27 protein-coding genes and 1 pseudogene are annotated in these 25,627 nt (G+C 73.0%); 11 read left to right on the plus strand and 17 right to left on the minus strand.

Annotated features, from left to right (window positions below):
* Positions 1-98: 98 nt before the first annotated feature.
* The 3 genes from ACH4E7_RS19115 to clpS form a co-directional block, all read right to left on the minus strand.
* Positions 99-1,541 (minus strand): amino acid permease, encoded by a 1,443-nt coding sequence (locus tag ACH4E7_RS19115; RefSeq protein WP_396250194.1) that lies wholly within the window; start codon positions 1,539-1,541, stop codon positions 99-101.
* A gap of 220 nt (positions 1,542-1,761) precedes the next feature.
* Positions 1,762-2,334, minus strand: coding sequence for a DUF2017 domain-containing protein (locus ACH4E7_RS19120; protein ID WP_396250195.1), 573 nt, complete (start codon positions 2,332-2,334; stop codon positions 1,762-1,764).
* A 125-nt stretch (positions 2,335-2,459) separates the two neighbouring features.
* Positions 2,460-2,753, minus strand: a complete 294-nt coding sequence (gene clpS, locus ACH4E7_RS19125; RefSeq protein ID WP_396250196.1) for an ATP-dependent Clp protease adapter ClpS — start codon at positions 2,751-2,753, stop codon at positions 2,460-2,462.
* A gap of 140 nt (positions 2,754-2,893) precedes the next feature.
* On the opposite strand from clpS, the gene ACH4E7_RS19130 reads away from it, so the two are divergent.
* Both ACH4E7_RS19130 and ACH4E7_RS19135 read left to right on the plus strand, forming a co-directional pair.
* Complete coding sequence (locus ACH4E7_RS19130) at positions 2,894-4,210, plus strand: nicotinate phosphoribosyltransferase (protein WP_396250197.1); 1,317 nt, start codon at positions 2,894-2,896, stop codon at positions 4,208-4,210.
* Positions 4,211-4,383: 173 nt separating this feature from the next.
* A complete protein-coding gene (locus tag ACH4E7_RS19135) occupies positions 4,384-4,974 on the plus strand; it encodes an isochorismatase family protein (protein WP_396250198.1) in 591 nt (196 codons plus the stop codon).
* A gap of 79 nt (positions 4,975-5,053) precedes the next feature.
* On the opposite strand, the gene ACH4E7_RS19140 is transcribed toward ACH4E7_RS19135, so the two are convergent.
* Positions 5,054-6,058 carry a hypothetical protein gene (locus ACH4E7_RS19140; protein WP_396250199.1) on the minus strand — a complete coding sequence of 335 codons (1,005 nt, stop codon included), beginning with the start codon at positions 6,056-6,058 and terminating at the stop codon, positions 5,054-5,056.
* Between the two features lie 256 nt (positions 6,059-6,314).
* Here ACH4E7_RS19140 and ACH4E7_RS19145 point away from each other — a divergent pair, with 256 nt between their 5' ends.
* Positions 6,315-6,962, plus strand: a complete 648-nt coding sequence (locus ACH4E7_RS19145) for a hypothetical protein (protein WP_396250200.1) — start codon at positions 6,315-6,317, stop codon at positions 6,960-6,962.
* 496 nt (positions 6,963-7,458) lie between these two features.
* Positions 7,459-7,902 (plus strand): hypothetical protein, encoded by a 444-nt coding sequence (locus ACH4E7_RS19150; RefSeq protein ID WP_396250201.1) that lies wholly within the window; start codon positions 7,459-7,461, stop codon positions 7,900-7,902.
* A 21-nt stretch (positions 7,903-7,923) separates the two neighbouring features.
* Here the strand turns inward: ACH4E7_RS19150 and ACH4E7_RS19155 are convergent, their stop codons facing one another.
* The gene (locus ACH4E7_RS19155; protein ID WP_396250202.1) at positions 7,924-8,490 is read right to left on the minus strand and encodes a DinB family protein; all 567 of its coding nucleotides are present in this window, start codon (positions 8,488-8,490) and stop codon (positions 7,924-7,926) included.
* Positions 8,491-8,574: 84 nt separating this feature from the next.
* On the minus strand, positions 8,575-8,958 hold the full coding sequence (locus tag ACH4E7_RS19160) for a winged helix-turn-helix transcriptional regulator (RefSeq protein WP_396250203.1): 384 nt from the start codon (positions 8,956-8,958) through the stop codon (positions 8,575-8,577).
* Positions 8,959-9,074: 116 nt separating this feature from the next.
* Between ACH4E7_RS19160 and ACH4E7_RS19165 the strand changes: the two are divergent.
* From ACH4E7_RS19165 to ACH4E7_RS19175, 3 genes and pseudogenes are all read left to right on the plus strand, one after another.
* Positions 9,075-9,368: pseudogene (locus ACH4E7_RS19165) on the plus strand (NAD(P)H-binding protein); the annotation flags it as partial.
* 212 nt (positions 9,369-9,580) lie between these two features.
* A complete protein-coding gene (locus ACH4E7_RS19170; RefSeq protein WP_396250204.1) occupies positions 9,581-9,757 on the plus strand; it encodes a hypothetical protein in 177 nt (58 codons plus the stop codon).
* A gap of 41 nt (positions 9,758-9,798) precedes the next feature.
* Positions 9,799-10,362 carry a GNAT family N-acetyltransferase gene (locus ACH4E7_RS19175; RefSeq protein ID WP_396250205.1) on the plus strand — a complete coding sequence of 188 codons (564 nt, stop codon included), beginning with the start codon at positions 9,799-9,801 and terminating at the stop codon, positions 10,360-10,362.
* Here the strand turns inward: ACH4E7_RS19175 and mycP are convergent.
* The 4 genes from mycP to ACH4E7_RS19195 all read right to left on the minus strand — a co-directional run bounded on the left by mycP (position 10,356) and on the right by ACH4E7_RS19195 (position 14,458).
* Positions 10,356-11,684, minus strand: coding sequence for a type VII secretion-associated serine protease mycosin (gene mycP / locus ACH4E7_RS19180; protein ID WP_396250263.1), 1,329 nt, complete (start codon positions 11,682-11,684; stop codon positions 10,356-10,358). The two genes, ACH4E7_RS19175 and mycP, sit on opposite strands and share 7 nt — an antisense overlap.
* Positions 11,685-11,742: 58 nt before the next feature.
* A complete protein-coding gene (locus tag ACH4E7_RS19185) occupies positions 11,743-13,182 on the minus strand; it encodes a hypothetical protein (RefSeq protein ID WP_396250206.1) in 1,440 nt (479 codons plus the stop codon).
* A gap of 36 nt (positions 13,183-13,218) precedes the next feature.
* Positions 13,219-13,659, minus strand: coding sequence for a hypothetical protein (locus ACH4E7_RS19190; protein WP_396250207.1), 441 nt, complete (start codon positions 13,657-13,659; stop codon positions 13,219-13,221).
* A 97-nt stretch (positions 13,660-13,756) separates the two neighbouring features.
* Positions 13,757-14,458, minus strand: coding sequence for an endonuclease V (locus ACH4E7_RS19195; protein ID WP_396250208.1), 702 nt, complete (start codon positions 14,456-14,458; stop codon positions 13,757-13,759).
* 200 nt (positions 14,459-14,658) lie between these two features.
* On the opposite strand from ACH4E7_RS19195, the gene ACH4E7_RS19200 reads away from it, so the two are divergent.
* Positions 14,659-14,904 (plus strand): hypothetical protein, encoded by a 246-nt coding sequence (locus ACH4E7_RS19200; protein ID WP_396250209.1) that lies wholly within the window; start codon positions 14,659-14,661, stop codon positions 14,902-14,904.
* Positions 14,905-14,935: 31 nt separating this feature from the next.
* Here ACH4E7_RS19200 and ACH4E7_RS19205 read toward each other — a convergent pair whose 3' ends face one another.
* Complete coding sequence (locus ACH4E7_RS19205) at positions 14,936-15,634, minus strand: RDD family protein (RefSeq protein WP_396250210.1); 699 nt, start codon at positions 15,632-15,634, stop codon at positions 14,936-14,938.
* Between the two features lie 112 nt (positions 15,635-15,746).
* Entirely contained in the window at positions 15,747-17,084 is a 1,338-nt protein-coding gene (locus ACH4E7_RS19210) for an RDD family protein (protein WP_396250211.1), read from the minus strand.
* A gap of 420 nt (positions 17,085-17,504) precedes the next feature.
* On the opposite strand from ACH4E7_RS19210, the gene ACH4E7_RS19215 reads away from it, so the two are divergent.
* Positions 17,505-17,921: an SsgA family sporulation/cell division regulator gene (locus ACH4E7_RS19215; RefSeq protein WP_355671848.1), complete on the plus strand. Its 417-nt coding sequence runs from the start codon at positions 17,505-17,507 to the stop codon at positions 17,919-17,921.
* Between the two features lie 137 nt (positions 17,922-18,058).
* On the opposite strand, the gene ACH4E7_RS19220 is transcribed toward ACH4E7_RS19215, so the two are convergent.
* From ACH4E7_RS19220 to ACH4E7_RS19235, 4 genes are all read right to left on the minus strand, one after another.
* The gene (locus tag ACH4E7_RS19220; RefSeq protein WP_396250212.1) at positions 18,059-19,462 is read right to left on the minus strand and encodes a glycosyltransferase 87 family protein; all 1,404 of its coding nucleotides are present in this window, start codon (positions 19,460-19,462) and stop codon (positions 18,059-18,061) included.
* Positions 19,463-19,675: 213 nt separating this feature from the next.
* Positions 19,676-21,283 carry a cellulose binding domain-containing protein gene (locus ACH4E7_RS19225; protein WP_396250213.1) on the minus strand — a complete coding sequence of 536 codons (1,608 nt, stop codon included), beginning with the start codon at positions 21,281-21,283 and terminating at the stop codon, positions 19,676-19,678.
* A gap of 196 nt (positions 21,284-21,479) precedes the next feature.
* Positions 21,480-22,889, minus strand: a complete 1,410-nt coding sequence (locus tag ACH4E7_RS19230; RefSeq protein ID WP_396250264.1) for a sensor histidine kinase — start codon at positions 22,887-22,889, stop codon at positions 21,480-21,482.
* A 17-nt stretch (positions 22,890-22,906) separates the two neighbouring features.
* Positions 22,907-23,611 (minus strand): response regulator transcription factor, encoded by a 705-nt coding sequence (locus ACH4E7_RS19235; protein ID WP_396250214.1) that lies wholly within the window; start codon positions 23,609-23,611, stop codon positions 22,907-22,909.
* A gap of 144 nt (positions 23,612-23,755) precedes the next feature.
* Here ACH4E7_RS19235 and ACH4E7_RS19240 point away from each other — a divergent pair, with 144 nt between their 5' ends.
* Positions 23,756-24,289, plus strand: coding sequence for a hypothetical protein (locus tag ACH4E7_RS19240; protein WP_396250215.1), 534 nt, complete (start codon positions 23,756-23,758; stop codon positions 24,287-24,289).
* Positions 24,290-24,316: 27 nt separating this feature from the next.
* On the opposite strand, the gene ACH4E7_RS19245 is transcribed toward ACH4E7_RS19240, so the two are convergent.
* Positions 24,317-24,859 (minus strand): VOC family protein, encoded by a 543-nt coding sequence (locus ACH4E7_RS19245; protein ID WP_396250216.1) that lies wholly within the window; start codon positions 24,857-24,859, stop codon positions 24,317-24,319.
* A 191-nt stretch (positions 24,860-25,050) separates the two neighbouring features.
* Here ACH4E7_RS19245 and ACH4E7_RS19250 point away from each other — a divergent pair, with 191 nt between their 5' ends.
* Positions 25,051-25,608, plus strand: a complete 558-nt coding sequence (locus ACH4E7_RS19250) for an Lrp/AsnC family transcriptional regulator (protein ID WP_396250217.1) — start codon at positions 25,051-25,053, stop codon at positions 25,606-25,608.
* Positions 25,609-25,627 lie beyond the last annotated feature (19 nt).

The following is a 25,627-nucleotide window of genomic DNA, read 5'->3' on the forward strand; positions in this document are numbered from 1 at the left end:
CCGGCGGACCCCAGAACAGATGGTGGGGCGCCGGGGCGTCCGAGGCCCGGTCACCGGGCGTCCGCCACCCGGTCGCGGGGGGCCGACCGCACCCGGGATCAGCCGCCGTTGCGGGCGTGCAGGTGGTCGTGGGCCACGCCGTGGGCGGCCTGCGGGTTGCGGCGCTTGAGCACCTGGTAGCCGATCACCAGCACCACGGCCCAGCCGGGGAAGACGTACAGCGAGATCCGGTTGTCCTCGTCCAGCGCGATCAGCACCACGACCAGGGCCAGGAAGGCGAGCGCGGCCCAGCTGGCCCAGATGCCGCCGGGGGCCTTGAAAGTGGGCGGCGGCAGGTGGCCACCCTTCCAGGCCTTGCGGTAGCGGATCTGGGAGATCAGGATCATCGCCCAGGTCCACAGGCCGCAGACCGTGGCGACCGAGGTGATGTACTCGAACGCCCGCGCCGGGACGAGGTAGTTGAGCACCACGCCGGCGCCCATCAGCAGGCAGGAGACGGTGATCGCGAAGGCCGGGGTGCGGCGGGTGTTGAGCTTGGTGAGCCGCCCGGGGGCCTGGCCGCGCAGGGCGAGGTCGCGCAGCATGCGGCCGGTGGAGTACATCCCGGAGTTGCAGGAGGAGAGCGCCGCGGTGAGCACCACGAAGTTGATGATGCCGGCCGCGGCCGGGATGCCGATCTTGCCGAAGGCGGCGACGAACGGGCTGACGCCGGGCTGGAATTCGGTCCACGGCACGAGCGAGAGGATGACCACCAGGGCGCCGATGTAGAACAGCGCGATGCGCCAGGGCAGGGTGTTGATGGCGCGCGGCAGGGTCTTCTCGGGGTTCTCGCTCTCGCCCGCGGTGACGCCGACGAGTTCGACGCCCAGGTAGGCGAACATGACGATCTGCAGGGTCATCACGGTGGCGCCGATGCCCTTGGGGAAGAAGCCGCCGTTCTGCCACAGGTGGGTGATCGACGCGGTGTCACCGGCCTTGCTGAAGCCCAGGGTCAGCACGCCGATGCCGATCAGGATCATGCCGATGATGGCGGTGACCTTGACCATGGAGAACCAGAACTCGATCTCGCCGAACAGCTTCACCGAGATCAGGTTGGCCGCGTAGAGGATGACCAGGAAGGTCAACGCGCTGGCCCACTGCGGGATGCCGGGCGCCCAGAACTTGACGTAGACCGCGGCGGCGGTGGTCTCCGCCATGCCGGTGACGACCCAGAACAGCCAGTACGTCCAGCCGGTGACGTAGCCGGCGAAGGGGCCGAGGAACTCCCGCGCGTACTCGGCGAAGCTGCCGGAGACCGCGCGGTAGGTGAGCAGTTCACCGAGGGCCCGCATGATCACGAAGATCACCAGGCCGGCCACCGCGTAGGACAGGATCAGGCTCGGTCCGGACTTGGAGATCGCGGTGCCGGCGCCGAGGAAGAGGCCGGTGCCGATCGCGCCGCCGATCGCGATCATCTGGATCTGGCGGCTGCCGAGGCCCCGCTCGTAGCCCTCCTCATCCGGGGTGGTGTCGACCACTTGGTCGTACGACTGCTCGGCCATGGTGCACCGTCCTGGGTGGGTCTCGTGGGGTGGAGAAGTCGTACCACGCAGGATCCGGATAGCGGTGTTCATCTGAGCGATATTTGAGCATAACCTGTTATATTTTGCCCGTTTTGAAGAAAAATGCCCCGGCAAATCGTCCACATGCTGGACAAATCGGCCGGGGCTTGCCCGAAAGCGGGCAGGATTGCGCAGGAGAGCGGATGAAACAGGTCCACTCTCAGTCGGTGATCGCCTCCAACAGCGACTCCTGGAGCGCCCCCAGCCACAGGTAGGCCATCACCAGCGGCTTGCGCTCGTCGCCGTCCGGCAGCTCGTAGAGGCCCTGCTCGTCCTCCTCGGTGACCTCCAGCCGGACCCCGAGGGTCAGCCGCAGGTCGTTGAGCGCGCCCAGCCAGCGCAGGCACTCGGGGGCAGCCAGCTTGAGCACCTCGGCACCGCCGAGGCCGTCCAGCGCCCGGACCACCTGGAGCGCGTCGTCCCGCTTGCGGGCCCGCAGGTCGAGCTCGGTGTAGCGGCGGAACTCGCCGGAGGCGGCGACCGTCTCGGCGTCGTCCGGCTTCGCCGGGTCGCCGTAGGCGTCCGGGAACAGCCGGGCCAGCGCCGGATCGGCGGGAGCCTCGGTCGGGCCCTCGGCGAACAGCGCGGCCAGCGGGTCACCGCCGTCGCCGCCCGGGCCGGGGCCGATCAGTTCCAGCATCTGCACTTCCAGCGAGCGCAGGATGGAGGCCTCCACCTCGTCCAGCGCGATCGCCGCGCCGCCATCGCCGGTGCTCTCGAACAACCCAGCCATCTGTATCGGTCAGCCCGTCTTCGTCGTCTTCGGTCTTCGGCCGCGCCACCGGGCCGGCGGCGGGTCGGTCGCGGGTGGGCCCGGCGCGCGCCCGGTGCGGTCGGTGCGGTCGGCGCCCGACGCGCTCAGTCGTGCTGCAGCGTGGCCCACAGGCCGTAGCCGTGCATCGCCTGGACGTCGCGCTCCATCTCCTCGCGGGAACCGCTGGAGACCACTGCCCTGCCCTTGCTGTGCACGTCCATCATCAGCTTCCGGGCCTTGTCCTTCGGGTAACCGAAGTAGGCCTGGAAGACGTGCTGGACGTAGCTCATGAGGTTGACCGGGTCGTTGTGCACGATGGTCACCCATGGCGTGTCCGGCTCCGTCACCGGCAGTCCTTCGACCTCCGGGCGCTCGATCTCCACGGGCGCGACACTCACCGCCGGGCCTCCTCGTTGCACACTCGTCCGTTGTCCCTCACGCCCCATGCTGCCATCCGGGGGACACCCGGGCGATTCCGACCCCGGCCCCGTCGCGAGAAATCGTCAATCTGACGCTAAGTGGTAGTAGCATCATCCTCATGGACGCCACTTCAGTGCGCGCGGCCGGGTCGACCGCGCTGCTCACCGACCGCTACGAGCTCACCATGCTGCAGGCCGCCCTGCGCAGCGGGGCCGCGCACCGCCGCTCCGTCTTCGAGGTGTTCACCCGGCGCCTGCCCAGCGGCCGCCGGTACGGCGTCCTGGCCGGCACCGGCCGGGTGCTGGACGCCGTCGAGGACTTCCGCTTCAGCACCGCCCAACTGGACTGGCTGGCCGACCGGGGCGTCGTCGAGGACGACACCCTGCGCTTCCTCGCCGACTACCGCTTCCGCGGCGACATCCACGGCTACCCCGAGGGCGAGGTCTACTTCCCCGGCTCGCCGGTGCTCACCGTCGAGGGCAGCTTCGCCGAGGCGGTGATCCTGGAGACGGTGATCCTGTCAATCCTCAACTACGACTCGGCGATCGCGGCCGCCGCCTCCCGGATGACCGCCGCCGCCGGCGGCCGTCCGGTGATCGAGATGGGCGCCCGCCGGGCGCACGAGCAGGCCGCCGTCGCCGCCGCCCGGGCCGCCTACGTGGCCGGCTTCGCCGCCACCTCCGACCTGGAGGCCGGCTTCACCCACGGCATCCCGACCACCGGCACCTCCGCGCATGCCTTCACCCTGGTGCACGACAGCGAGCGGGACGCCTTCAAGGCCCAGATCGCCTCGATGGGCAAGGGCACCACCCTGCTGGTCGACACCTTCGACCTGCACGAAGCGGTCCGGACGGCCGTCGAGGTGGCCGGCCCCGAGCTGGGCGCGGTCCGGATCGACTCCGGCGACCTCACCCTGCTGGCCCACCGGGTCCGCCGCCAGCTGGACGACCTCGGCGCCGAGAAGACCCGGATCATCGTCACCTCGGACCTGGACGAGTACGCGATCGCCGCACTGGCCGCCGCTCCGGTGGACGGCTACGGCGTCGGCACCAGCCTGGTCACCGGCAGCGGCCACCCGACCTGCGCGATGGTCTACAAGCTGGTCGCCCGCGCCGGGACCGAGGACGGCCCGCTGGTGCCGGTGGCCAAGCGTGCCGCCGGCGGCAAGACCAGCATCGGCGGCCGCAAGTGGGCGGCCCGCCGGCCCGACTCCGAGGGCGTGGCCGAGGCCGAGGCGATCGGCACCGGCCCGGTCCCGGACGAGCTCCGGGCGCACCTGGTCCAGGTGCCGCTGGTGCTGGGCGGCGAGACGGTCGGCCGCGAGCCGCTGACCGCCGCCCGCGAGCGGCACGTCCGGGCCCGGGCGGCGCTGCCGCTGTCGGCCACTCAGCTCTCCAAGGGCGATCCGGTCATCCCCACCGAGCTGGTCGACTGACCCCGGCCGGGCCGGATCCGCGCGGACTGGCGGTGGGTCAGAGGCCTTCCGCCCCCGCGCGCCACTCCCTAGAGTCAGCCGTAGAGTTCCCCTGAAATCCCCCGGAGTCCCCCCAGAGCCCCCGAGGGCCCCACCACCGGGGCACACCGCCCCCACATCCGAGGATGCGAGCCATGCACCGGGCACTGATCGTCGTCGACGTGCAGAACGACTTCTGCGAGGGCGGCAGCCTGGCCGTCGCCGGCGGCGCCGAGGTGGCCGCCGCCATCACCGACCTGATCGCCGAGTCCGCCCCCGGCTACCAGCACATCCTCGCCACCCGGGACCACCACATCGACCCGGGCGAGCACTTCTCCGCCGAGCCGGACTACGTCTCCAGCTGGCCGGTGCACTGCGTGGCCGGCACCGAGGGCGTGGGCTTCCACCCCAACTTCGCGCCCGCCGTGATCTCCGGCGCGGTCGAGGCGGTGTTCGACAAGGGCGCCTACTCGGCGGCCTACAGCGGCTTCGAAGGGCTGGACGAGAACGACCGCGGCCCGGTGGAGTGGCTGCGCGAGCGGCAGGTCGACGAGATCGACGTGGTCGGCATCGCCACCGACCACTGTGTCCGGGCCACCGCCCTGGACGCCGCTCGGGCCGGCTTCACCACCCGGGTGCTGCTCGACCTCACCGCCGGGGTGGCGCCGGAGACCACCGCCGCCGCGCTGGACGAGCTGCGGGCGGCCGGGGTCGAGCTGGTCGGCACGCCGGTGGTCCGCTCCTGACGCCGACCGGCGGCGACCCGCCCCGACCGACGCCGACCGGCACCGACTGGCACGTGCCGACGGCGGCTGACGCCGGGGTTCAGACGACCAGCAGCTCCACCACGTCCGTCCCCCCGGCCCGGTAGGCCTCGCGCAGTTCACCCCCGACCCCCTCCGGATCGGCGGCCAGCCGGGCCCCGGAGACGTACACCACCCGGATGCCCAGGTACTCCATCCGGTGCTGGCCGCCGCGCATCCAGGCGGCCTCGCCCTCGCTGACGCAGCGCAGGTCGGAGTCCACCTCCACCGCGACGCCGCGCTCCGGCCAGTAGAGGTCCGGGACGCCGATGTAGGTGCCGCCGCGCATCCGCAGCTCAGGGGCGGCCAGCGGGGCGGGCAGCAGCCACTCGTCCACCAGCCGGCCGACCTGCTCCAGCACGAAGTCCCGTTCGGCGGCGAGCAGTTCGTCCAGCGCGGCGCGCACGCGGGGCTCGGCGGTCAGCCCGGAGTCGACCAGCTCGGCGGCCAACTCCCGGACCGTGCACCGGTGCTCCGGCCGGGAGACGGCCTCCCGCAGCACCTCGCGCACCGGCGCCGGGGCGCCCTGGTCGAGCGTCCACTCGCACAGCGCGTCCGCGACCGCCCGGGCGACCGGCGCGCAGGCCAGGCCGTGCACCGAGCGGGCCACCAACTCCCGTTCGGTGCGCCGGATCCGCACCTCGCCGGCGTCCTTGAGCCGACGCTGGCGGGGCACCAGGACGTCCACCCCGGTCACCGCGGGCAGCCTGGGCACGGCGGCGAAGCCGTACAGGGCCAGGGCGGCCGCACCGGTGATCACCGCACCCGCGCGGCGACCCTCCTCGCGACCGTTCTGCGCCGCATACAGCAGCGCGGCCCACAGCCGCTGTTCCGGGGTGGGCTCGCCGGACTGCAGCAGGTAGACCCGGGGCAGCAACCGCTGCCAGGGCCCGCCCCGACGGCAGTGCCCGGTGACGACCCGGGCCGGCACGCCCCGGGCACGCAGCTGGCTCGCGGTGACGACGTTCAGCTGACGCTTCGCCAGTTCATCCAAGGACGGCGGCGGAGACGGAATCCGGTAGTTCATGCCGACACCATCCCCAACCGCCGCGACTCGCGAGCGGCAGCCTGACGCACTGTTACGCAACCGTCGCGAAACCGGGATCAGCCTGCACTAAAGTCCCCATACCCTCACTCATTTGGAGTAAATGACGTTCATATGGCTATCGGATCCGATCGGAAACGATCGCCGACCTGGTCGTCTGACCCAGAGTGATCAAGGGCATACGGCAAGGGACCCTCAGTGCGTCAATCCCGCCTCGTGGATTGCCTAGGCTTACGTCATGTCACGTGACGAGACCGCCGGCCTCCGCGCGGCCCAGCTCCGCCTCGGCCGTCTGCCCGGATACGTCCGCCGCCCGGACCCGGCCCGCCGCAGCGGTGAGAAGGGCCATACGTACAAGAAGGGCTGGGAGGTCCGCTTCACCGCCCGCAGCGAGGCGGAGATAGCCGAGATCCGCGAGCTTGTGGTCGCCGCCGGGTTCGCGCCGGCCAGACCCTTCTTCAAGGGGCACCAGCTCATCCAGCCGGTCTACGGCATGGCCGCCGTGCAGGCCTATCTGGCCGCTAGACAGGCGGCCGAGGAACACGCCGAGCGGGTCGCACTCGGCCGGCGCAGGCGGGCGGCGGGGGCGCACGCGGGGACGGCACACGCCGGTACGGCGCACGCGGGTGGCGGGTGCGCCTCCGGTGGGTATGCGATCGGCACCCCCGGCACCCCCGGCGCCCACGGCGCTCCCGGGACCCACCGGTGCGAGCGCGAGGAGGCCGCCGCGGTGACCGCTGCGGCGGCTGCGGCCGCAGCCGCCACGTCCGCCGCGTCCGCCCAACTGGCCCGGCGGCGAGCCGTCGAGGCCTTCCCCGCCCAGGTCGAACGCGGCAACGCCGCCGACGACCGGCTCTCCCCCTCGGAGGCCCGCACGAACTCCTGACCGGGCCGCCCCCGCGCGCTGCCCCGCCCCGCGCCCCGGTTGCCGCAGGCCGCCGGGGCGCGATCGCCGCACCCGCTCCCGCCCACCGACACCCGCTCCGATGCAAGATCCGCCGTGAGTGCGGTTGCGCGGGCGGTTGTGCGGCCGCGGCTTCGCGCCGTGGGCGTGGACGTGGGACCCGGCAGGCCCTACGGTGGCACCTCAACTGCCGTGCAGCATCTGCCCTCCCATACCCTCTGGCCAGCTGCGACACGCTCGCACTACGCCCCCCGCACCACTGCGCACCACTCCACGGACCGGCTCCGACCGGCCCTGGCCCGACCCCCCGCCCGACAGTACCGCCGCCGCGCCGCACCGTCTGTCGCCGGAACCGGCCGAGCGGCGTCGGGTTCCGGGCATTCCATCAGATTGGTCACCCAGCGCACCGAGGGCCTACCGTAGAGTGAGCACAGATGATCGACCGCCAGAAACCCATCTCCCTTTCCGAGAAGACGAGATGACCAACCGTCACGCGAGCGCCGCCGAGCCTCCCCCCGAGCCCGGCGAACCGGAGGACGTACCACTGGAATTCGCGGCCTTCTGCGAACTCCACCGCCCCCGGTACCTCAGTTACGCCCGGGTGTGGCTGACCGGGCACGGCGACGCGACCACCGCCGTGCAGCAGGCCTTCGCCGAAATCGCCGTCCACTGGCGGGAACTGCTCACCAGCCCCAACCCGACCGCGCTCGCCTGGCAGATCCTGCGCACCACCGTCGCCGAACACACCCGACAGACGACCGCCGTCGACCAGGACCGCCACCCCGCCGACGACGACCTCGCGATCCTGCACTACGTCGTCGGCCTCGCCGCACCCGAGATCGCCGACGTCATCGGCACCGACACCGCCAGCGTGGCCGGGCGGCTGCGGCGCACCATGCTGCGCGAGGCCTCCGGCTGGTGACCCCGCCCGCCCCCGCCCGCCTCAGGGCCGCTCGCCCGTCACGTCGAACAGGTGGTGCACCGGGTCGTGGATCAGGTAGCGGGCGAAGGACTCGACCGTGAACCGCGCCCCGTCGCTGCGGTTCCCGGTCCGCCGCCACTGCTCGCCCGCCACCGCCTCGAACGCCGCCGCCAGCGCCTCGGCGGCCTCCGCCAGCTCCCCGGCCACCGTCTTCGGCCGCTGCTCCCGGTAGCGCTCGGCGGCCGCCGTCTCATCCTGGTTCCAGTTGGGGAACAGCGGGCCGTCCTGGTCCAGCATCAGGTTCAGCCGGACCAGGAACAGCCGGAAGACGTCCCGGACGTGGCAGGCGTACTCCAGGTCCGACCAGATCTCCGGAGCCGGGCGGCGACGCAGCTCCTCCTCATCGCCGGCCAGCACCGCCAGCCAGCTGTGCGCGTTCGCCCGGACCATCGCGGCGACGTCCGTGGGCACCACCTCCGGGGTGTCCAACCCGCAGTCGGGGCACGGGCGTTCCAGCACCCAGGTCCAGTCCTTGGTGTCGGGGACGATCGCGTCGACGGGGCTCAGGGGGTGCTCTGAAGTGCTCATGGGCCCAGCATGGCGGCCGCGCCGCCCCTCCCACCAGCGGCAAAGGCGCCAGCGACCGCCGAAATGCTGCCAGGCGTTGCCGGGTCAGCGGTCGTCGCGCTCGTACTCCAGCCGGGCCGCCAGCAGACTGTCCAGGTGCTGACGGCTCCACGCGCACACCGCGTCCATCGGACCGAGCAGCGTGCGGCCCAGCGGCGTCAACGCGTACTCGACGCGCGGCGGGTTCTCGGCGTACTCGGTCCGGGCCACCACGCCGTCCTGCTCCATCGAACGCAGCGACTCCACCAGCACCTTGGCGGTGATGCCGGCCAGTGGCACCCGCAGCTCCGAGAAGCGGCGCGGGCCCTCCTCCAGGCAGCGGATGATCTTCCAGGCCCACTTGCGGCTGCCCAGCACCGGCACGGTCTGCACCGGGCAGTCGGCCGGGAAGAAGTCCGCCGCCAGCGGCGCGGGACTGGTCTGCGTCATACCCCCGACGGTACCCGCTACGGGGCCGGTACCGTTGAAGTAACCGGCACCCCCCGGTCTACCGTCCCGACAGCGGCAGCCGAACAGGCCCTCCCCCACCGGACAGGAGACCTCCCGTGACCAGCACCACGACCGGACAGCAGCACCGCGCGGACGTCATCGTCTACGGCGCGGGCGGACAGGTCGGCCGAGCCGTCGTCACCGAGGCCCGCCGGCGCGGCCTCACCGTCACCGCCGCCGTCCGCGACCCCGAACGCCACGCCGACCTCGCCGGGGACGGCGTCACCCTGCTGCGCTGCGACGTCACCGACCCGGCCGCCGTGGCCGCCACCGCCCCCGGGCACCCGGCCGCCGTCAGCTCCGTCTACACCCCCGACACACCCTCCACCGAGTTCTACCGCGCCGCCACCACCGCCCTCGTCACCGGCCTCGACCGGGCCGGCGTACGGCGACTCGTCAGCGTCGGCGTCGCCCCACCCTGGAGACCGCCCCCGGCGTCGCCGTCCACGACGACCCCGAGTTCCCCGAGGCGTACCGCGCCTTCTCCCTCGGCCACTCCGCCGCCCTCGACCTGCTGCACGACTCCCCCGTCACCCTCGACTGGGTCGTCGTCACCCCACCGATGGACCTCGACCGCACCGCCCCCGGCACCGGCCGCTACCGGGTCGGCGGCCCCCAGGTCCTCGGCCCCCGCATCGCCCAGGCCGACCTCGCCGTCGCCGTCGTCGACGAACTCACCGCCCCGGCCCACCACCGGCAGCAGATCGCCGTCGCCGAACAGCCCTGTGACGCGCGGTAATTCCCTGTACGAACCGGGCACCGCCGGGCATGCTGGGCGCCATGCCGAGCGATCTCTCCGCCCTCTCCGTGAAGCCCGTGCTCCACGGCCCCAGCGTCCGCCTCGTCCCCCTGGACACCCGGCACACCGACCCGATGTGGGAGCTCTGCGCCGACCCGGAGACCAACCGCCTCACCGGCACCCGCACCGCCTTCACCCGCGACCAGATCGAAGACTGGTGCACCACCCGCCCCGACCAGCCCGACCGGCTCGACCTCGCCGTCGAAGACCCCGCCACCGGCCGCTTCCTCGGCGACACCGCCCTCACCGACGTCGACCCGGACAACTCCTCCGCCGACTTCCGGATCGCCCTCACCCCAGACAGCACCGGCCGTGGCATCGGCACCCAAACCACCCTCCTGGTCCTGCGCCACGCCTTCGAGACCGTCCGCCTCCACCGCGTCCACCTGGAGGTCTACGCGTACAACGAACGCGCCGCCCGCGCCTACCGGAAAGCCGGCTTCACCCTCGAAGGCCGTGCCCGCCAGGCCCACCACTGGGACGGCCGCTACTGGGACGTCCTCCACATGGCGGCCCTACGGGACGACTGGCTCGCCACTCACTGACCGGGGCCACCGTAGGGCGGTTGCTGGTACGGCGGTTGCTGGTACGGCGGTTGCTGGTACGGCGGTTGCTGCGGCCACACCCCGGCTGCGGCCGCCGAGGCCGCAGCCGCCGCCCGCTTCCGTCGCCGGGCCATCAGCACGGCGGCCACCGACGCGCCCAGCACCACGGCACCGGCGACGGCTGCGGCGATCCCCAGGCCGGTGCTGTCGCTGCTGCCGCCGCTGTCACCTTCGGGGACGACGGGCTGCACGGAGGGCTGGTCCGTCGCATCGCTGTCGTCGTCGTAGCCCGGCGGGGTGCCCTTCGACTCGGGCCGCTTAACCAACGGGTTCTCCTTCGGCCCGTTGTCCACTGCGGGATTCGGCTCCAGTGCCTTCGCGGGCGAGACGGTTCCGTAGCCGTAGTGGTTGTTGGGAACGATCGTCCCATTGGCCGGTGGGGTCGCCGACTTGATCAGCCGATTGATCACCTGGCCCGCGGACAGGTTCGGGTACTTGGACCGGATGAGCGCGGCAGTGGCAGAGACGTAGGCGGTCGAGTCGGAGGTACCGTCCCCAACCGAATAGCTGGTGGGAGACTTTGCCGAGGCGTGATAGATCCCCACACCGGGCGCAATGAGCGTGGTCTCGGAACCCGATGTGGAGTCCTCCCACACGACCCCTTTGGAGTCCACTGCCCCTACGGCCACCACTCCGGGGAACGCCGCCGGATACCCGACGCCATCGCTCTTACCGTCGTTGCCCGTGGCCGCGACCAGCACGACATCCTTCGACACTGCGTACGCGACAGCCTTGCGCGATTGCGAATCGAACCGCGAACCCCCGAGCGACATGTTGATGACCTTCGCACCGTTGTCCGCTGCGAAGCGGATAGCCGCCGCCAAGTCGTTCTGCTCAGGGATGGGGCCACCGTCACTCGTCCGCACCTTCACCGGAAGGATCTTCGCTTTGGGGGCCAGGCCCATAACTCCGGCCTGCCCAGCATGGCCATGCCCCGCAATCAGGCTCGCCATGGCGGTGCCGTGGCCATCGGTGTCAATACGCCCGTCCGATTTATTGCCGGAGAAGTCCGCCCCTGGAAGAACCTGCCCCGTCAGGTCCTGGTGCTCCGAGTTCACGCCGCTGTCGAGCACCGCAACGACAACGCCCTCCCCCTGGCTGAGCGGCCAGACCTTGGCCTCGGCCTCGAAGGTCTTCAGAGCCCACTGCTGGTCCCTGACTTGATCGGCCAAAGCCACCGGTGTGGCGGCACCCCAGACCAATGTCCCGGCGGCAAGGGCAGCCGCACCACGCACCAACAGGCGGCTTGTCAACCCGGTCACCCCACTCAACGAGGCATCCCGCAGATCGCCGACCTGCGGGATGCGTTTACGGACGGCCTCATTCCACCACGTTCGGGTTCGCCGGCTTCTCCGACGCCCAGGTCTCCTCGTCCTCGACGAGGTAGTTGGGCCGCTTGCCGTCCTTCCCCCGGCCCTTCTTGCGACGCTGCGCCTCGCTCATCGGCATGCCGGGCGCCATGACGCCCGCGCCACGGGCTTCAGGTTCGGCGCCCATCCGGTTCCGAGCCCCCAGCCCGGATCCGCCTTCCGTGAAGGCTTGCTTGGCGCGTGCTCCGGCACCGGGCGGCGTCGTCTCGCGGACAGCTCCACCAGGCCTGGCCACAGAGCCGCCCCCCTGCTTGCCACCGGGCTCCGGACAGCCCCCAGATCCGATACCCGGATAGACCTCGCCACCACCGGCTCTGACGGCCCGGCCCCCACGCGGTCCCGAACCCTCCACCGGCACCGCGCCGTCGCGAAGGAACTCCTTGCCGTCGAATCCGGACTTACCCTGCCCGAAACTGGGCGTGACCGGGGCGCTCTGCATGGTCGGTCCCGAAGGACTGACAGTTGTCTGCCCACCACCGCCGGCGATCGGCCCACTCGTGGGGACCGTAGACGGCGCCCCGTTCACGCCGGACGTCTGGGTCCCAGAGGTAACGGGGCTCGGCACGCTTCCGCTCGGGCGGGACACCGGAGTGCCCGAGATACCCGCATCCGGACCACGGCTCGTCGTAGTCGACGGCTTCGGCGAGGCCTGCGCCGTACCCCCCTTGATCCCGGAATCTGTCGGGGTGGCCGCGCTCTTGGACGTAGAACTTGCCATCATTGGCGGCTGAGAGGCCTTGGCCCGCTGCGGCGCGGTGACAGCCGCCGACCGGGCCTGCGTTCCCCCGGCCCCGAATGAGGTTCCTGAGAACACTGCGGCCGTCACGGCCGCCGCCGCGTTGCTCGGGTCATCCTGCGATCCCGGATCAGTGGGATTCTTCTCATAGCCTTTCTGCGAAGGCAGCGGCGGAGCCTTCAACGCCGGCGTCGCGATGCGGTAGTGCATCGCCAGGGTCTGCATGACGGTCGCCGCTTCGGCCTTCTTGCGGTCGGCGATCTGGACGTGCTCGTCGTCGGTGCTGAGGAAGTCGCCGACGGTGTCCTTGAGTTTGTCCCAGTTGCCGGGTTCCTCGGGCATGTCGCGCTTGGCCTTGGCCATGGCCTCGGACATGTTGTGGAGGGTGTTGGCCGCGTCGTTGGCGTAGGCGGCGGCCTCGTTGATGCTGGAGGCGAGGCTGAGCATGCTGGTGTGGAAGGCGTTGCTGGTGAGGCCTTCCCAGGAGGTGGCGGCCTCGGTGCTGACCTTGGTGAGGGTCTTGCGGATGTCCTTGAGGGTGGTCGCGGCCTTGCGCCAGGGGTCGCCGGCGGCCATCACCGCGCCGGGGTCAAGGGCCTGCGCCATCGTGCGGAGCTGGGCATGGCTGTATTTGGTGAAGTCGGTGTAGACCACGGGTGGTTGCCCTCCGTTCGGGTCGCGGGCGGTGGGCTAGCGGGTGGCGTTGCCGCGGACGGACGGGACCTGGTTCGCCTCGTAGGCGACCTCGCTCGTGGCGGAGGGGTCGGCGACCGACCAGCCGTCGTCGGCGAGCTTGAGCTTCTTGGCCACGTGCTGGTCGTGTTCCTCGTAGTTGGTCGCGGTGAGTTCGGCGCTCTTCTGGGCCTCGTCGATGGCGCCCTGGAGCTGGTTGAGCACGTCGCGCAGCGCGTCCCGCATGGTGCTGTAGCGGCTGTGGATCTCGGTGGCCTCGGCGAAGGTGCCGAAGGCGTCCTTGCCGATGCCGCTGAGCCCGTGGGCGGTCTTGCCGTTCGCGTCCTTCTCGAAGGTCTTGAGCAGCAGCCGCACTTGGCCTGCGAAGGTGCGGAGTTGTTCGACCTCGACCCGGTAGCCCTGTCCGTTTCCCCCGGTCGAACCGGTCCCTGCTCCCACTTCGGCGCCTCCCCCGTGCGTCCGTCCCCTGCGGTCGGGGCCGGGCCCCGGTGCCTCATGTCTAACACACCGGCCCCGAATTCCGCCCGGGGCGGGGTCAGTTCGAGGACGTCCGGGCACGCAGGGCCTCGGCCAGGGCCCGGCGGCAGAGGGAGTCGGCGTGTCGGGTGGTCTCGGGCAGCCGGTAGCGGCGGGCGAGGTCGAGGGTGGTGCGGACGGCGGTGTCGAGGCCGATGCGGTGGCCGACCGAGACGTAGACGGGTTTCACGCCGGGGCGGGTGCGGACGGCGCGGCCGACCTCCTCGCCGGTGGCGGGGTCGGTGAGCGGGGTCGAGGAGCCGCGTTCCGTGTCGGGTTCGCGGTGGTCGAAGATGAAGGGGGTCTTGGCGACACCGAGGGTACGCAGTCCGGTGAGGACGCCGAGGTGGCTGGCGAGGCCGAGGCGGCGCGGGTGGGCGAGGCCGTATCCGTCGCAGACGACCGTGTCGGGGGTGCGGGTGAGGGCGGCCAAGGCGTCGAGGACGGCGGGGAGTTCGCGGAAAGCGAGCAGTCCGGGGACGTAGGGGAAGGCGATCCGGCCGACGGCGGTGGCCTCCTCGACGACGCCGAGGGTGTCCCGGTCGAGCAGGACGGCCGCGGCGACGACGAGGTCGTGGTCGTCGTCGTACGCGACGTCGACCCCGGCGATCAGCCGGTCCTCGGAGCTGTCGCCGTCGACGGCCTGGACGAGCGGCCGCAGTCGTTCCTGTTCGGCGAGCGCCTGGGCCTCGGTGGTGGGCCAGTCGGCGGGGATGGGCACGGTCGGTTCCCCCGGTCTGCGTGGTGTGGACGGGCTCCACCGTACCGAGGGGCTCGGACGACCCCGGGGTGAGCCCGTGCGCCCCCTGTGCCCCCGACCTTGCAGGTTAGCCTGGACTTACCGAACTCCCCTGCCGGGTAGGACCTTTGGAACCGGCACAACTCCCGCCCGTTTCCCCCGACGTGCGAAGGACCCCCGCCATGCCGCGTCCGTCCGCTGCCCAGTTCTGCCTCGGCTCGTTCACCGTCGTCGCCACCACGGTGGCACTGCTGGCCGTCTCGGGCGCCTCTGGCGTCCTGGAGGTCGCGGTGCTGGTGGCCTTCGCGTTGGCGCTCGGCACCGTGGTGACGGTGCTCTCGCTGTCCCTGTCCTCCCGCCCGGCCGACCGTGCAAAGGGCCCCGGCTCCCGGGCCGCCACCGGACGCGAGTACGCCCGGCAGCGCTGATCCGCCGCCGGGCGCCGCTCCGCCGTCGCGTTCAGACCTCGGTGGTGACCACCACGGTCTTCGCGGCCTTGTCGTGGATGCACTGCCGGAAGGGCTTGTCGAAGACGCCGAACATCCCATCGATGAGCCACCACAGGGCGGCGCAGCAGAGCACGGCCGGGAGGATGAAGACGGCCGCCCGGGTCCAGGCGGCGGACTGGGTGGGCGGGTTCCCGTCGATCAGCATGGCGACGCGGACCTTCGTCGCCTTCTTGCCGAGGGTCTGGCCGTCCCGGCTGAGCATCAGGCCCTCGTAGACGAGGTAGACGGCACAGCCGAGCCAGAACGCGCTGGTGGAACCGTTGCGCGTGCCGAGGTCGACGAAAGGCCCGACGACGACCGCGCCGACGGCCTCGACGAGGATGAGGTCGATGAGCCGGGCGAGGATCCTTCTGGGCCAGGTGCCGATCGGCGGCATCCCGGGAACGGGGCCGGGGGTGCCGTACATGCCGGGGCCGGTGCCGTAGCCGGACGGGGGCTGGTCGTACGGCTTCTGGCCGTGGTCCGATCCACCGTAGGTGCCCTGGTAGGCACCGGGGCCCTCGGCCGGGGTGCCGGGCGGGGCGTCGGACGGGGTCGGGCGCGGCGGTTCGCCTTCCGGCGTGCCGCCACCGGGGTACGGGGGCTGCTTGTCGAAGGAGGGCTTACCGCCCCCCTCCGGCTGGGGGCCTGAGGGGTCGTGGGTGCTCATTCCCCGAGTAGAACATCACGCATTCTTGACACTTAGGACATTTTGTCCGTTTTGCTGTTCGGGCCGGAACGACCTCGCCTCAACGCCCCCGGCGACGAACCGCGCTGGGGCCTCAGCCGCGGACCACCCGGGTCCGGGCCGCCCGGTCCTGCCAGCCGCGCCGCGCCGGACGGTCGAACACCGGCCACACCAGGCCGAGCAGCAGCACCAGCCCGAGCTGTCCGACCGTCCAGCGCAGCAGCGAGCGGCCGAGGCCCAGCCGGGATTCGCCGGGCCGGGCGGCGTCCACCACCCGGATCCGGGCCAGCCGCTTGCCGAAGGTCTGGCCGGTCCGGGCGATCGGCAGCACCTCGTAGAGCAGGCTGACGAACACCAGGATGCCGAGCAGCACGGCCAGCTTGCCCACCACCACGTCGTCCACCAGCCAGACCTGGACCTGACGGCGGGTGAGGACGCTGGCCATCTTGGCCTGGTCGAGCTTCTGCTGGAGGTGGTCGGCCACCGAGCGGCCGAGCGGGATCCCGGCGGCGACGGCGACCACCGACAGCACGCCGGTGTCCACCGCCCGAGCCGCCAGCCGCCGCCCCAGCCCGGCCGGCACGCCGGGAGCGGCAGCGGACCGACGGCGGACGGCGGCCTCCCGGGCCGGCCGCACGACGGGCGGCGAAGCGGCGGGTGCGGGCACCGGAACCCGGGTGGGCGCCGGAGTGGGTACGGACCGCGTGGGTACGGACCGCGTGGGAGCGGGCGCGGCCTCCCCCTCCGCCGCCGGATCACCCTCCGCCCCGACCGCCGGCACCGGCACCGCGGCAGCGACCGGCGTCGGCGGCTCCCGCACCGTGACCGCACCAGCGGACGCGACCGCGGCGGTCACCTCCACAGCAACGGGAGCGCGCTCAGCCTCCGCGCTCCTCTCCTCCGATTCGGGCGCCCCCGGAAGCACCCCCCAGGAGACCCAGCGCGGCGCCCCGCCGGTCTCCATCAGGCCCCGCTGCGTCCGCGGATCGGCCTGCCAGCCGGACGCCCCGGGGGCCTCCTCCGCGGCGGGCTCGACGGTGCGGAACACCGGCCCGCCGATCACCTCCGCGACCCGCGGCCCGAGCACGAACGACGCCCCGCCGGCGGTCTGGTCGAGGTAGACCGGCCCGGTGTCGGCGGAGGTCTCGACCGGGCGCGACGACGACAGGGGCGACTGCGAGCGCGCCTGCGGCACCGGCACCACCGGCGGCGGCACCACCCGCGCCGCGGCCACGTCGGGGGCGGGCCGCCGGGCGGCGAACCGGGGCGGCTGCAGCACCTCGCCCTCGGCGGGCACGGGGCGGCTGGTGCCCGGCACCCAGGCCGAGCCGCCCCAGTACCGGACGAAGCCGGGGATGGAGGGGTCGGGGTAGTAGCCCGGCTCGGGCGCGACGGACGGGTCGCCGTCGGCGGCGAAGGGGCGGTCCGTCATGGCGGTCTTCTCTCCTGCCAGGTCCTGACGAGGGCCGATGGGGGGTCGGAACGGTCAGGACGGGTCGGAACAGGTCTCAACGCAAGCCGCGGCGGCGCGCCCGCGCACACCCTGGGGCGCTCGGCGCGCGTATGGGGGCGCCGGCGATGGGCGGACAGTCGCCGAGCAGTCACAAAGGGTAGTACCTCACCGGAGTACCGACAGGAAGTTGGCGAATCCCCGGACAGTGGAGGGCTGCCCGGGGTAAAGAAACCGGCGCGCGGCAGGTGCCCGCGCGCCGCGTCCCCAGCCGTTCACCACCCCTCAGGAAACGTCCCGAAGAAAACCTGGAAATGTGTGTAAGAGCCGGAGTGGACCGCCCTCTCAAAGGTCACAGGGCCCGGAACCGGGCACGAACCGACGGCAGAGAGGAAGACGATCATGGACCGCCCCGTCAGCGTCGTGGAGCACGAGCTGGAGCTCAACCTGGTGCTCTCCCCCGAGCACAGCGTCCCCGTCCCGGCCCGACTGACCTACGGCAGCCACGACCCGTACGCGGTGTACATCACCTTCCACCTGGACACCGGCTCCCCGGTCACCTGGGTGTTCGCCCGCGAGCTGCTGGTCGAGGGCACCTTCCGCCCGTGCGGCCAGGGCGACGTGCGGATCTGGCCGACCCGCTCGGGCCGGCGCAGCGTGCTCTGCCTGGCGCTCAGCTCGCCCGCCGGGGACGCGCTACTGGAGGCGCCGCTGCCGGCCGTCGCGGCCTGGCTGGAGCGGGCGCACCGGCTGGTCCCGCCGGGCAGCGAGCTGGCCGCGCTGGACATGGACGGCTCGCTCGCCGAGCTGCTCGCGTAGGCGTGCGCCGCAGCGCGCAGCGGCGCGTGCAGGAACGACGCGTCCGGGCACACCACCGGCAGGACCGACACGTGCCGCAACGGCACCTGCCGGAACAGCCCCGGGAACCGGGCAACCGCAGCGGCGCCCCCGCCGGATCAGCGGGCCGCGGGGGCCTGCTGACGACCGCGGGTGGCGTCCGGGCCGCCGTCGCCGCCGCGCTGTCCGGGCAGCCGGACCGGGGGCGCGCCGGCGGACCGCCGCCGGGCCCTCATCCGGATCGCGGCGGCGAGCAGGAAGCAGAGTCCGACCCACGGATAGATCGAGGTGGGCAGCTGGCGCAGCGGTGACATGTGGAGGACGGCCGGGCCGAGCGGCTTGGCGGCCCACATCGCGAAGGACAGGAAGGCGACCAGCGTGGCCCAGAACGCGGCCCGCCAGCGGAGCCTGCGCACGCCCGCCGGGCGGGCGTGCTCGACGGAGGCCTCGGCGGCGAGCAGGACGAGCAGCGGCACGCACCAGACCCAGTGGTGGGTCCAGCTGATCGGCGAGATCAGCACGGCCGTGACGGCGGCGCAGCAGACGCCCCAGGCCTCGGACCGGGGCAGCCAGCGGCCGCTGCGGGCGGCCCAGGCGGCGACGGCGAGGCCGGCCAGCGCGACCAGGCCGGCCCCGAGGGTGGCGAGGACTCCGGGGTCGGCGGTGTGCAGCAGGCGGGCCAAGGCGCCGCGCAGCGACTGGTTGTCGACGATCTCGGTCTTGCCGACCCGGGAGGAGTCGTAGAGGTACTTGGTCCAGAAGCCCCAGGTGGCGTCGGGCAGGAAGAGCGCGCCGATCAGGAAGGTGCCGAGGAAGGTGAGGCCGGCCGTGAAGGCGGCCCGGACCCGGCCGGTGAGCAGCAGGTAGACGGCGAACAGGCCGGGGGTGAGCTTGAGGCCGGCCGCGATGCCGATCGCCATGCCCTTGCCACGGTGCGTGTCCGGCCGGGTGAGGTCCCAGAGGATCAGGCAGGCGAGGGCGAGGTTGATCTGGCCGTACCGGAGCGTGGTGAAGACGGGTTCGAGCCAGACGCCGAGGCCAGTCACCAGGACCACGCCGATCGGCCGCAGCTCGCGGCGGGGCCAGCCGACCAGCTTGAAGGACAGGTGGGTCAGCAGGGCGAGCAGCCCGAGGTTGCCGAGAGTGATCACCACCCGGAGGAAGGGGACCGGGAACCAGGTGGTCGGGACGAACAGCATCGCCGCGAACGGCGGGTACGTCGCGGGCAGGTTCCACTCGGTGACGCGCAGCGCGTACAGGTCGGTGCCGTTGGCGACGGCGGCGCCCTCGGCCCGGTAGACGATCATGTCCACCATCGAGGTGTGGACGAAGTGGCGGACCACTGCGTACACGACCAGGGACAGCAGGGCCAGGGCCGAGGCGGCCAGCAGCGGGCGGCGGGGGGCCTCGCGCAGCGCGCGCACGGGGGCGCCGAGCGCGAGCCGCAGCCGGTCGGACAGGGGGGCGGGCGAGGGGTCGGGTACGGTCCGCACCGGGCTGCGCTCGTCTTGCACCGCTGTCACTGTCCACTCCGTCCACCGCTCGGCCAACCAGCGACGATACCGGATGGCGCCGGCCCCGGCCTGGGCACGATCGACTACGCAGCGTCATAAATGCGGCCCGAGCTGCGGAACAGTGACGCCCCGGCCGTCCGTGCCCGGCTGCGGGCTGGGCACGGACGTCCGGGGCCGACCAGGGGCCCGGTGGCGAACAGGGGGCCCGGGGGCGGGGGGACCTCAGCCGGTGTAGCCGCCGAGGGTCCGGGTGAAGTCCAGCGGCTGCTGGACGATGCTGCTGCAGGTGGCGTCGGCGTAGCCCTTGGCGCCGCCGTCGCAGGCCTTGTCCCGGGTGCCGGACCACATCGCCAGCCAGGCCAGGTGCTTGGTCGCGGCGAAGTCGGCGAGCTGCTTGGCGTCGGCCACCGTGAAGACCTCGCTGGCGACGTCGTTGACGCCGATCATCGGGGTGACCGCGACCTTGCGCCAGGCGGCCGCGTCGTCCAGCCCCAGCACGCTCTTGACCTGGGCCTGGGTGGCGGTGGCCGCGGCGATCGCGTAGGTGCCCATCCGGCCCTGCGGGTTGGGGGCGACGCCGTCGCCGAAGTCCATCGCCATGATGTCGACGGCGCCGATCGCGACGCCGTTGGCCTTGGCATCGGCGACCAGGTTGACGCCCTCCTGGGTCAGGCCGGAGGGCAGCGCGGGCAGGGTGAAGGAGACGTCGAGGGCCTTGCCCTTGGCGGCGGCGTTCTTCTGCAGCTGGGCGACGGCCTGGGCGCGCCGGGTGTTGGCGGCGGCGTCGGCGATCGCACCGCCCTCGACGTCGAAGTCGAGCTTGGTCACCCCGTAGGCGTCGACGACCTTCTGGTACGCGGCGGCCAGCTCGGCGGTGGAGCCGCAGGCGAGGGCCAGCTCACTGCCGTTGGCACCGCCGAAGGAGACCCGGACGTCGCCGCCGGCCGCCCGCAGCGCGCCGATCTGGGCGGCCACCGCGTCGACGGACAGGTCGCTCACGCCGCCCCACTTGGGCACGCAGCCGCCGCCGGAGACCACGAAGGCGAGGTTGAAGTTCTTCACGCCGGTGGCCTTGGCGGTGGCGGCCAGGTCGTAGGGCGGGTAGAGGGAGGTGTCCACGTAGGGGGCGAAGCCGGCCCCGGCGCCGGCCGGGGGTACGGGCGCACCGGTCGCCGTGGGGGTGGCGGGCTGGCCGGGGCCGGTGGTCACAGGGACCGGCGCCGGGGTGGTCGGCTTCGCGGTGGCGGTCGGGGTGGGCTTGGCGGTGGCACTCGCACTGGCCGAAGCCGTGGCCGAAGCCGAGACCGTGGCCGTGGCGGTGGGAACCGCGGTGGCGGTGGCCGTCGGCCGCCCGGAGGGCGTGGGCACGGTGCCGTCGCCCGCCTTGCAGGAGACGTTGTCGATCAGGCAGTTGCCCGGCTCGGCTTGCGCCGCGCCCGTGCCTCGGGCGACGAAGCCGACCACCACGCTCTTGCCGGGCTCCAGCCGCTTGCTCCAGGACTCCGGTTTGACGGTGATGTGCTGCCCGTCGGCGGTGAAGGTGGCGTTCCAGAGCGAGTCGATCTTCGCCCCGGTCGGCAGGTCGAAGCTGAGCGTCCAGTCCTCGATCGCGCTGCGGTCCGGGTTGGTGACCAGGTACTGACCGGTGTAGCCGGAGTCCCAGTCGCTGGTCCGGCTGTAGACGGCGCCGAGCGAGGCGGCGCTGGCCGAGGAGGCGAGTACCACGACCCCGCCCGCGACCACGGCGGCGGCGACCGCGGAGGCCCCGAAGATCGCGCCCTTGCGGCTGCGCCTGCGGCGACCGGAACGGCGGGTGGGCTGGCTGGTCATGGCGCGTTACCTCCGAGTGCCTTCGCCGGTCGGGTGACCGGCGCGACCGACGCTAACGGCGCGGAAGCGGCCGAAGCGGCGGGCTGAGCATGCGGTAGAACTCCCTTAGGCCGCAGTTAAGGAACGGCCCCGACGCCGCCCCGAAACCGCCCCGAGCCGAGCCGAACCGAAGGCGCGCGGGCGGGGCGACACCGGGTCACTTCGGGAACAGCGCGCCCCGCGAGCGTCGCCGCCCGGCCCGCGTGGGGGCCGCCCCCTCCGCCCGGGTGCGCAGCCGCAGCCGGGTCTCCGCGCCGCCGAGGACGGCGGAGCGGCCGAGCGCCAGGTCGCCGCCGGTGGACTCGGCGAGTTTGCGGACGATGTCCAGGCCGAGGCCGGTGGAGCCCTCGCCGCCGTGGCCCTCGCCGCGCTTGAGGGCGGCGGCCGGGTCGCTGTAGCCCGGCCCGCCGTCGCCGACCAGCACGATCACCGAGGAGTCGGTGGCCAGGACGTCCACCGAGAAGGCGGTGCCGACGGCGGTGTGGCGGAAGACGTTGCCGAGCAGCGCGTCGACGACGGCGGCCAGGTCGGCGCGCTGGACGGGTACCGGCACGGCCTGTTCGGCGCCGGCCAGCTGCCAGCGGCGGCCCTCGTCCTCGGCCAGCGCGGACCAGAAGCCGACCCGTTCGCGGATCACCTCGGCGGCGTCGCAGCCGACCACGACGGCGGGCGCGTCCTCGGGGGCGCGGCGGGCGGAGCGGATGATCTGGTCGACCTCGCGTTCCAGTTGGGCCACCGCGTGCCGGGTGGCGTCGGCCGCGTCGCCGTCGCCGAGCGAGGCGGCGTTGAGCCGCAGCACGGTCAGCGGGGTGCGCAGCCGGTGCGACAGGTCGGCGGCCAACTCGCGTTCGGCGGCGACGAGTTGGACCACCCGGTCGGCCATGGTGTTGAACGCCTGGGCGGCCTCGCGCAGTTCCTCGGGGCTGCCGTCGACCTGCTTGCCCGTCACCGGGACCCGCACCGCGAGGTTGCCGGCGCCGAGCGAACGGGCGGCGGTGGCGAGCCGGCGGGCGGAGGCGACGATCCGGCTGCCCATCCGGTCGGCGACCAGCACCGAGATGGCGACCAGGCCGAGCGCGACCGCGGAGAGCACCAGCCAGGCGGTGGAGACGCCCCGGGTGAGGTCGCTCTCGGCCACGAACACCTCGATCACGGCGGTCCGGCCGGTGTCCACCGCGACCGGCTGGAGCAGCGTGTAGCCGCCGGGCACCGCGACGGTGAAGGAGCGGCCCTGCCCACCGGCGGTGGCCACGTCGGCGAGGGCCGCGCGCCCCTCGCCGATGGTGGGCCCGTCCGGCCCGCCGCCGGTCGGCACCCCGGTGGGCACCGGCAGGTGCACCGCCATCCGGCCCTGCGCGCCCGCGTCGGTGCTGGCCAGCGCCCGGTTGACGGCGTCCTGGTCGGTGGTGATGGCCAGCGCCGGGCCGAGCGCGGCGGCCTGCCGCTCGGCGGCGGTGAACGCCCGGTCCCGGGCGGTCTGTTGGACCATCAGGCCGAGCGGGATGAGGAAGGCCAGGGCGACCATGGTGGTCCCGGCCACGGCGGCCTTGATCAGGGCCCAGCGCAGCGAGTGCGCGGACCGCTTCACGTCCGGTGCTCCCCGGGGTCCCCGACGGCCTCCAGCCGGACCCCGACGCCGCGGACCGTGTGCAGGTAGCGGGGGTCGGCGGCGGTCTCGCCGAGTTTGCGGCGCAGCCAGGAGAGGTGGACGTCGATGGTCTGGTCACCGCCGTAGGTCTGCCGCCAGACCTCGGCGAGGATCTCCTTGCGCGGCACCACCACGCCGGGCCGACCCGCCAGGAAGGCCAGCAGGTCGAACTCACGCCGGGTCAGGTCGAGCAGCCGCCCGTCCAGGACGGCCTCGCGCCGCTGTAGGTCGACGGCCAGTCCGCCGACCCGCAGCACCTGGGCGACGGGCGCGGCACCGCTGCCGAACCGACGCAGCACGGCGGCCATCCGGGCGCTCAGGTGCTCCCCCGAGAAAGGTTTCACCAGGTAGTCGTCGGCCCCGTCGTTGAGCAGACGGACGATCTCCGCCTCGTCGTCCCGGGCGGTGGAGATGATCACCGGGACGTCGGTCAGCCCGCGGATCATCTTGAGCGCCTCGCTGCCGTCCAGATCGGGCAGTCCCAGGTCCAGGATCACCAGGTCACAGCCGACCTGGGCGACCTCCCGCAGCGCTTCCAGAGCCGTGCCCACACTGCGGACCGCGTGACCGGTGTCGGTCAGGTGGCGGATGAGGGCGGAACGCACGAAGGGGTCGTCCTCGACCACGAGCACTGTTGCCATGGGCCTGCACGGTACGCCATCGGCGGGCAGTGGTCTGTACCTCGGGGGTGGGCCCGGGCCGGGTCCGGACATCGCCCAACTGCCCTGCCGAACAGCGAGGGTGCCGCCCTCGACGGCCCGGGAATACGGCAGGATGTGCGGACGATGCGGAACGGACTGGTACAGCTCGGCGCCTGGGCGGCGGCCACCGGGGCGGCGGTGGCGCTGTCCTGGCTCGGCGTGCACGCGGTGCTCACCGACGCCGCGTTCGAGCAGCCCACGGCGCTGCCGCTGCCCTCCCCGAGGGCCGACGGCACGCCGTACACCGCGACCGCCACCCCCGACCAACCGCGTACCTCCGCCCAGGACGGGCCCACGCCCGCGCCGGCCTCCCCGACCGCCACCGCCACCCGCCCACCGACCGTCGCCCCGGCCACCCCGCCCGCCCGGCGGCCCACGCCGACCGCCACCGCGACGTCCACGGTGAGGAGCTATCCGATCCCCGGCGGCCGGGTCGCCCTGGACATCCGCGCCGACCGGGCCTCGCTGGTCTCCGCCACCCCGGACCCGGGCTGGCAGATGCAGGTGTGGAACGGCGACCAGTGGATGCGGGTGGACTTCACCAAGGGCGACCAGGCCAACTCGGTGTTCGTCTACTGGAACGGCCACCCGCCGATCGTGGAGACGGCGATCCGCTGAGGCCGCGTCACCGGTGTCACCCCGGCGTCACCAGCCCTCGAAGGGCACGTACCCCGGCAGGTACGGCCCCGCGTACCCGGCCCGGTCCACCAGCGTGTGTCTGGTGCCGCCCGGCACCCCGATGGTGGCCAGCACCACCGAGCCGAACCGGTCCCGCACCTCGTACGGCTCGGCCAGCGACAGCGCGCCCCGGTCCACCGCGTAGTCGTACGCGTAGTAGACGTCCGGCACGCTCACCGCGAGGTCCAGCACCCCGCCCCCGTGCCGGGCCAGGTGCGCGGCCAGCTCCCGGCCGCGCGGACCGGTCACCCGCACCGGCGAGGTGAGTACGATCCGCGTCCCCGGCGCGGAGAGCACGTACGACACCGTCTCCGGCTCGCCGGTCTCCGGCCCGGCGTACGCGGTGCAGCGCAGTCCGAGCGCGGCGCAGTAGCGGCGGGCCGCCCGCCGCGCGTCGGCGACCGCGAAGACCACCGCGTCGGCGCGGCCCATCGCCAGCGGATCCGGCTCCCCCGTCCCCTCGGCCAGGCCCGCGGCGAGCAGGACGGGTTCGGCGGCGGTGTCGGTCATGACGGCCCTCCCGGTAGGCGTACGGACCGCCCCGCGTCCGGGGTGGGGCCCGAGGCACGGAGTCGTGGCTGGAGGGTGGCGCCGAGCCGACCTACGCGCAACTGTTCCGTTTCCTCCTGGTCAAGCTGTGCCCCGGAGCGGGAGAATCGGCGGCACCGCTGTACAGAATGCCCACCGGAGGAGGAGCCGCGATGCCCCCCGCCCACTCCCCGAGCTCCCCCGGCTCGCCCAACTCCCCCACCCCCCAGGGCGTTTCCACTCCCCCGCCGGGCGGCGGGAACGACGCCATCGACGCCCTGGACGGCCGGCTGATCCGGCTGCTGGCGGAGGAGCCCCGGATCGGTGTGCTGGAGTGCTCGCGCCGGCTGCAGGTCGCCCGCGGCACCGTGCAGGCCCGGCTGGACCGGCTGCAGGCCAAGGGGGTGATCAGCGGGTTCGGCCCGGAGGTGGACCCGGCGGCGATCGGCTACCCGGTGACGGCCTTCGCCACCCTGGAGATCTCCCAGGGCCAGGGCGCGGACGTGCGGGCGCACCTGGCGGGTGTGCCGGAGGTGCTGGAGCTGCACACGATCACCGGCATCGGGGACATGCTGGTGCGGATCGTGGCCCGCTCCAACGCCGATCTGCAGCGGGTGATCGACCGGGTGGTGGGCTTCGACGGGATCGTCCGTTCCTCCACCGCGATCGTGCTGGAGAACCCGGTGCCGTACCGGATCCTGCCGCTGGTGGACCAGGCGGCCGCCGAGTAGGGCGGCCCACCCACGGAGA

Source organism: Kitasatospora sp. NPDC018058, assembly GCF_044327205.1.
Classification (GTDB): domain Bacteria; phylum Actinomycetota; class Actinomycetes; order Streptomycetales; family Streptomycetaceae; genus Kitasatospora.

Excerpts from the sequence above, each read along its gene's own strand:
- ACH4E7_RS19115 (WP_396250194.1), bottom strand. The coding sequence starts at position 1,541 with ATGGCCGAGCAGTCGTACGACCAAGTGGTCGACACCACCCCGGATGAG.
- ACH4E7_RS19120 (WP_396250195.1), bottom strand. The coding sequence starts at position 2,334 with ATGGCTGGGTTGTTCGAGAGCACCGGCGATGGCGGCGCGGCGATCGCG.
- ACH4E7_RS19130 (WP_396250197.1), top strand. The coding sequence starts at position 2,894 with ATGGACGCCACTTCAGTGCGCGCGGCCGGGTCGACCGCGCTGCTCACC.
- ACH4E7_RS19135 (WP_396250198.1), top strand. The coding sequence starts at position 4,384 with ATGCACCGGGCACTGATCGTCGTCGACGTGCAGAACGACTTCTGCGAG.
- ACH4E7_RS19140 (WP_396250199.1), bottom strand. The coding sequence starts at position 6,058 with ATGAACTACCGGATTCCGTCTCCGCCGCCGTCCTTGGATGAACTGGCG.
- ACH4E7_RS19145 (WP_396250200.1), top strand. The coding sequence starts at position 6,315 with ATGTCACGTGACGAGACCGCCGGCCTCCGCGCGGCCCAGCTCCGCCTC.
- ACH4E7_RS19150 (WP_396250201.1), top strand. The coding sequence starts at position 7,459 with ATGACCAACCGTCACGCGAGCGCCGCCGAGCCTCCCCCCGAGCCCGGC.
- ACH4E7_RS19155 (WP_396250202.1), bottom strand. The coding sequence starts at position 8,490 with ATGAGCACTTCAGAGCACCCCCTGAGCCCCGTCGACGCGATCGTCCCC.
- ACH4E7_RS19160 (WP_396250203.1), bottom strand. The coding sequence starts at position 8,958 with ATGACGCAGACCAGTCCCGCGCCGCTGGCGGCGGACTTCTTCCCGGCC.
- ACH4E7_RS19170 (WP_396250204.1), top strand. The coding sequence starts at position 9,581 with ATGGACCTCGACCGCACCGCCCCCGGCACCGGCCGCTACCGGGTCGGC.
- ACH4E7_RS19175 (WP_396250205.1), top strand. The coding sequence starts at position 9,799 with ATGCCGAGCGATCTCTCCGCCCTCTCCGTGAAGCCCGTGCTCCACGGC.
- ACH4E7_RS19200 (WP_396250209.1), top strand. The coding sequence starts at position 14,659 with ATGCCGCGTCCGTCCGCTGCCCAGTTCTGCCTCGGCTCGTTCACCGTC.
- ACH4E7_RS19205 (WP_396250210.1), bottom strand. The coding sequence starts at position 15,634 with ATGAGCACCCACGACCCCTCAGGCCCCCAGCCGGAGGGGGGCGGTAAG.
- ACH4E7_RS19210 (WP_396250211.1), bottom strand. The coding sequence starts at position 17,084 with ATGACGGACCGCCCCTTCGCCGCCGACGGCGACCCGTCCGTCGCGCCC.
- ACH4E7_RS19215 (WP_355671848.1), top strand. The coding sequence starts at position 17,505 with ATGGACCGCCCCGTCAGCGTCGTGGAGCACGAGCTGGAGCTCAACCTG.
- ACH4E7_RS19225 (WP_396250213.1), bottom strand. The coding sequence starts at position 21,283 with ATGACCAGCCAGCCCACCCGCCGTTCCGGTCGCCGCAGGCGCAGCCGC.
- ACH4E7_RS19235 (WP_396250214.1), bottom strand. The coding sequence starts at position 23,611 with ATGGCAACAGTGCTCGTGGTCGAGGACGACCCCTTCGTGCGTTCCGCC.
- ACH4E7_RS19240 (WP_396250215.1), top strand. The coding sequence starts at position 23,756 with ATGCGGAACGGACTGGTACAGCTCGGCGCCTGGGCGGCGGCCACCGGG.
- ACH4E7_RS19245 (WP_396250216.1), bottom strand. The coding sequence starts at position 24,859 with ATGACCGACACCGCCGCCGAACCCGTCCTGCTCGCCGCGGGCCTGGCC.
- ACH4E7_RS19250 (WP_396250217.1), top strand. The coding sequence starts at position 25,051 with ATGCCCCCCGCCCACTCCCCGAGCTCCCCCGGCTCGCCCAACTCCCCC.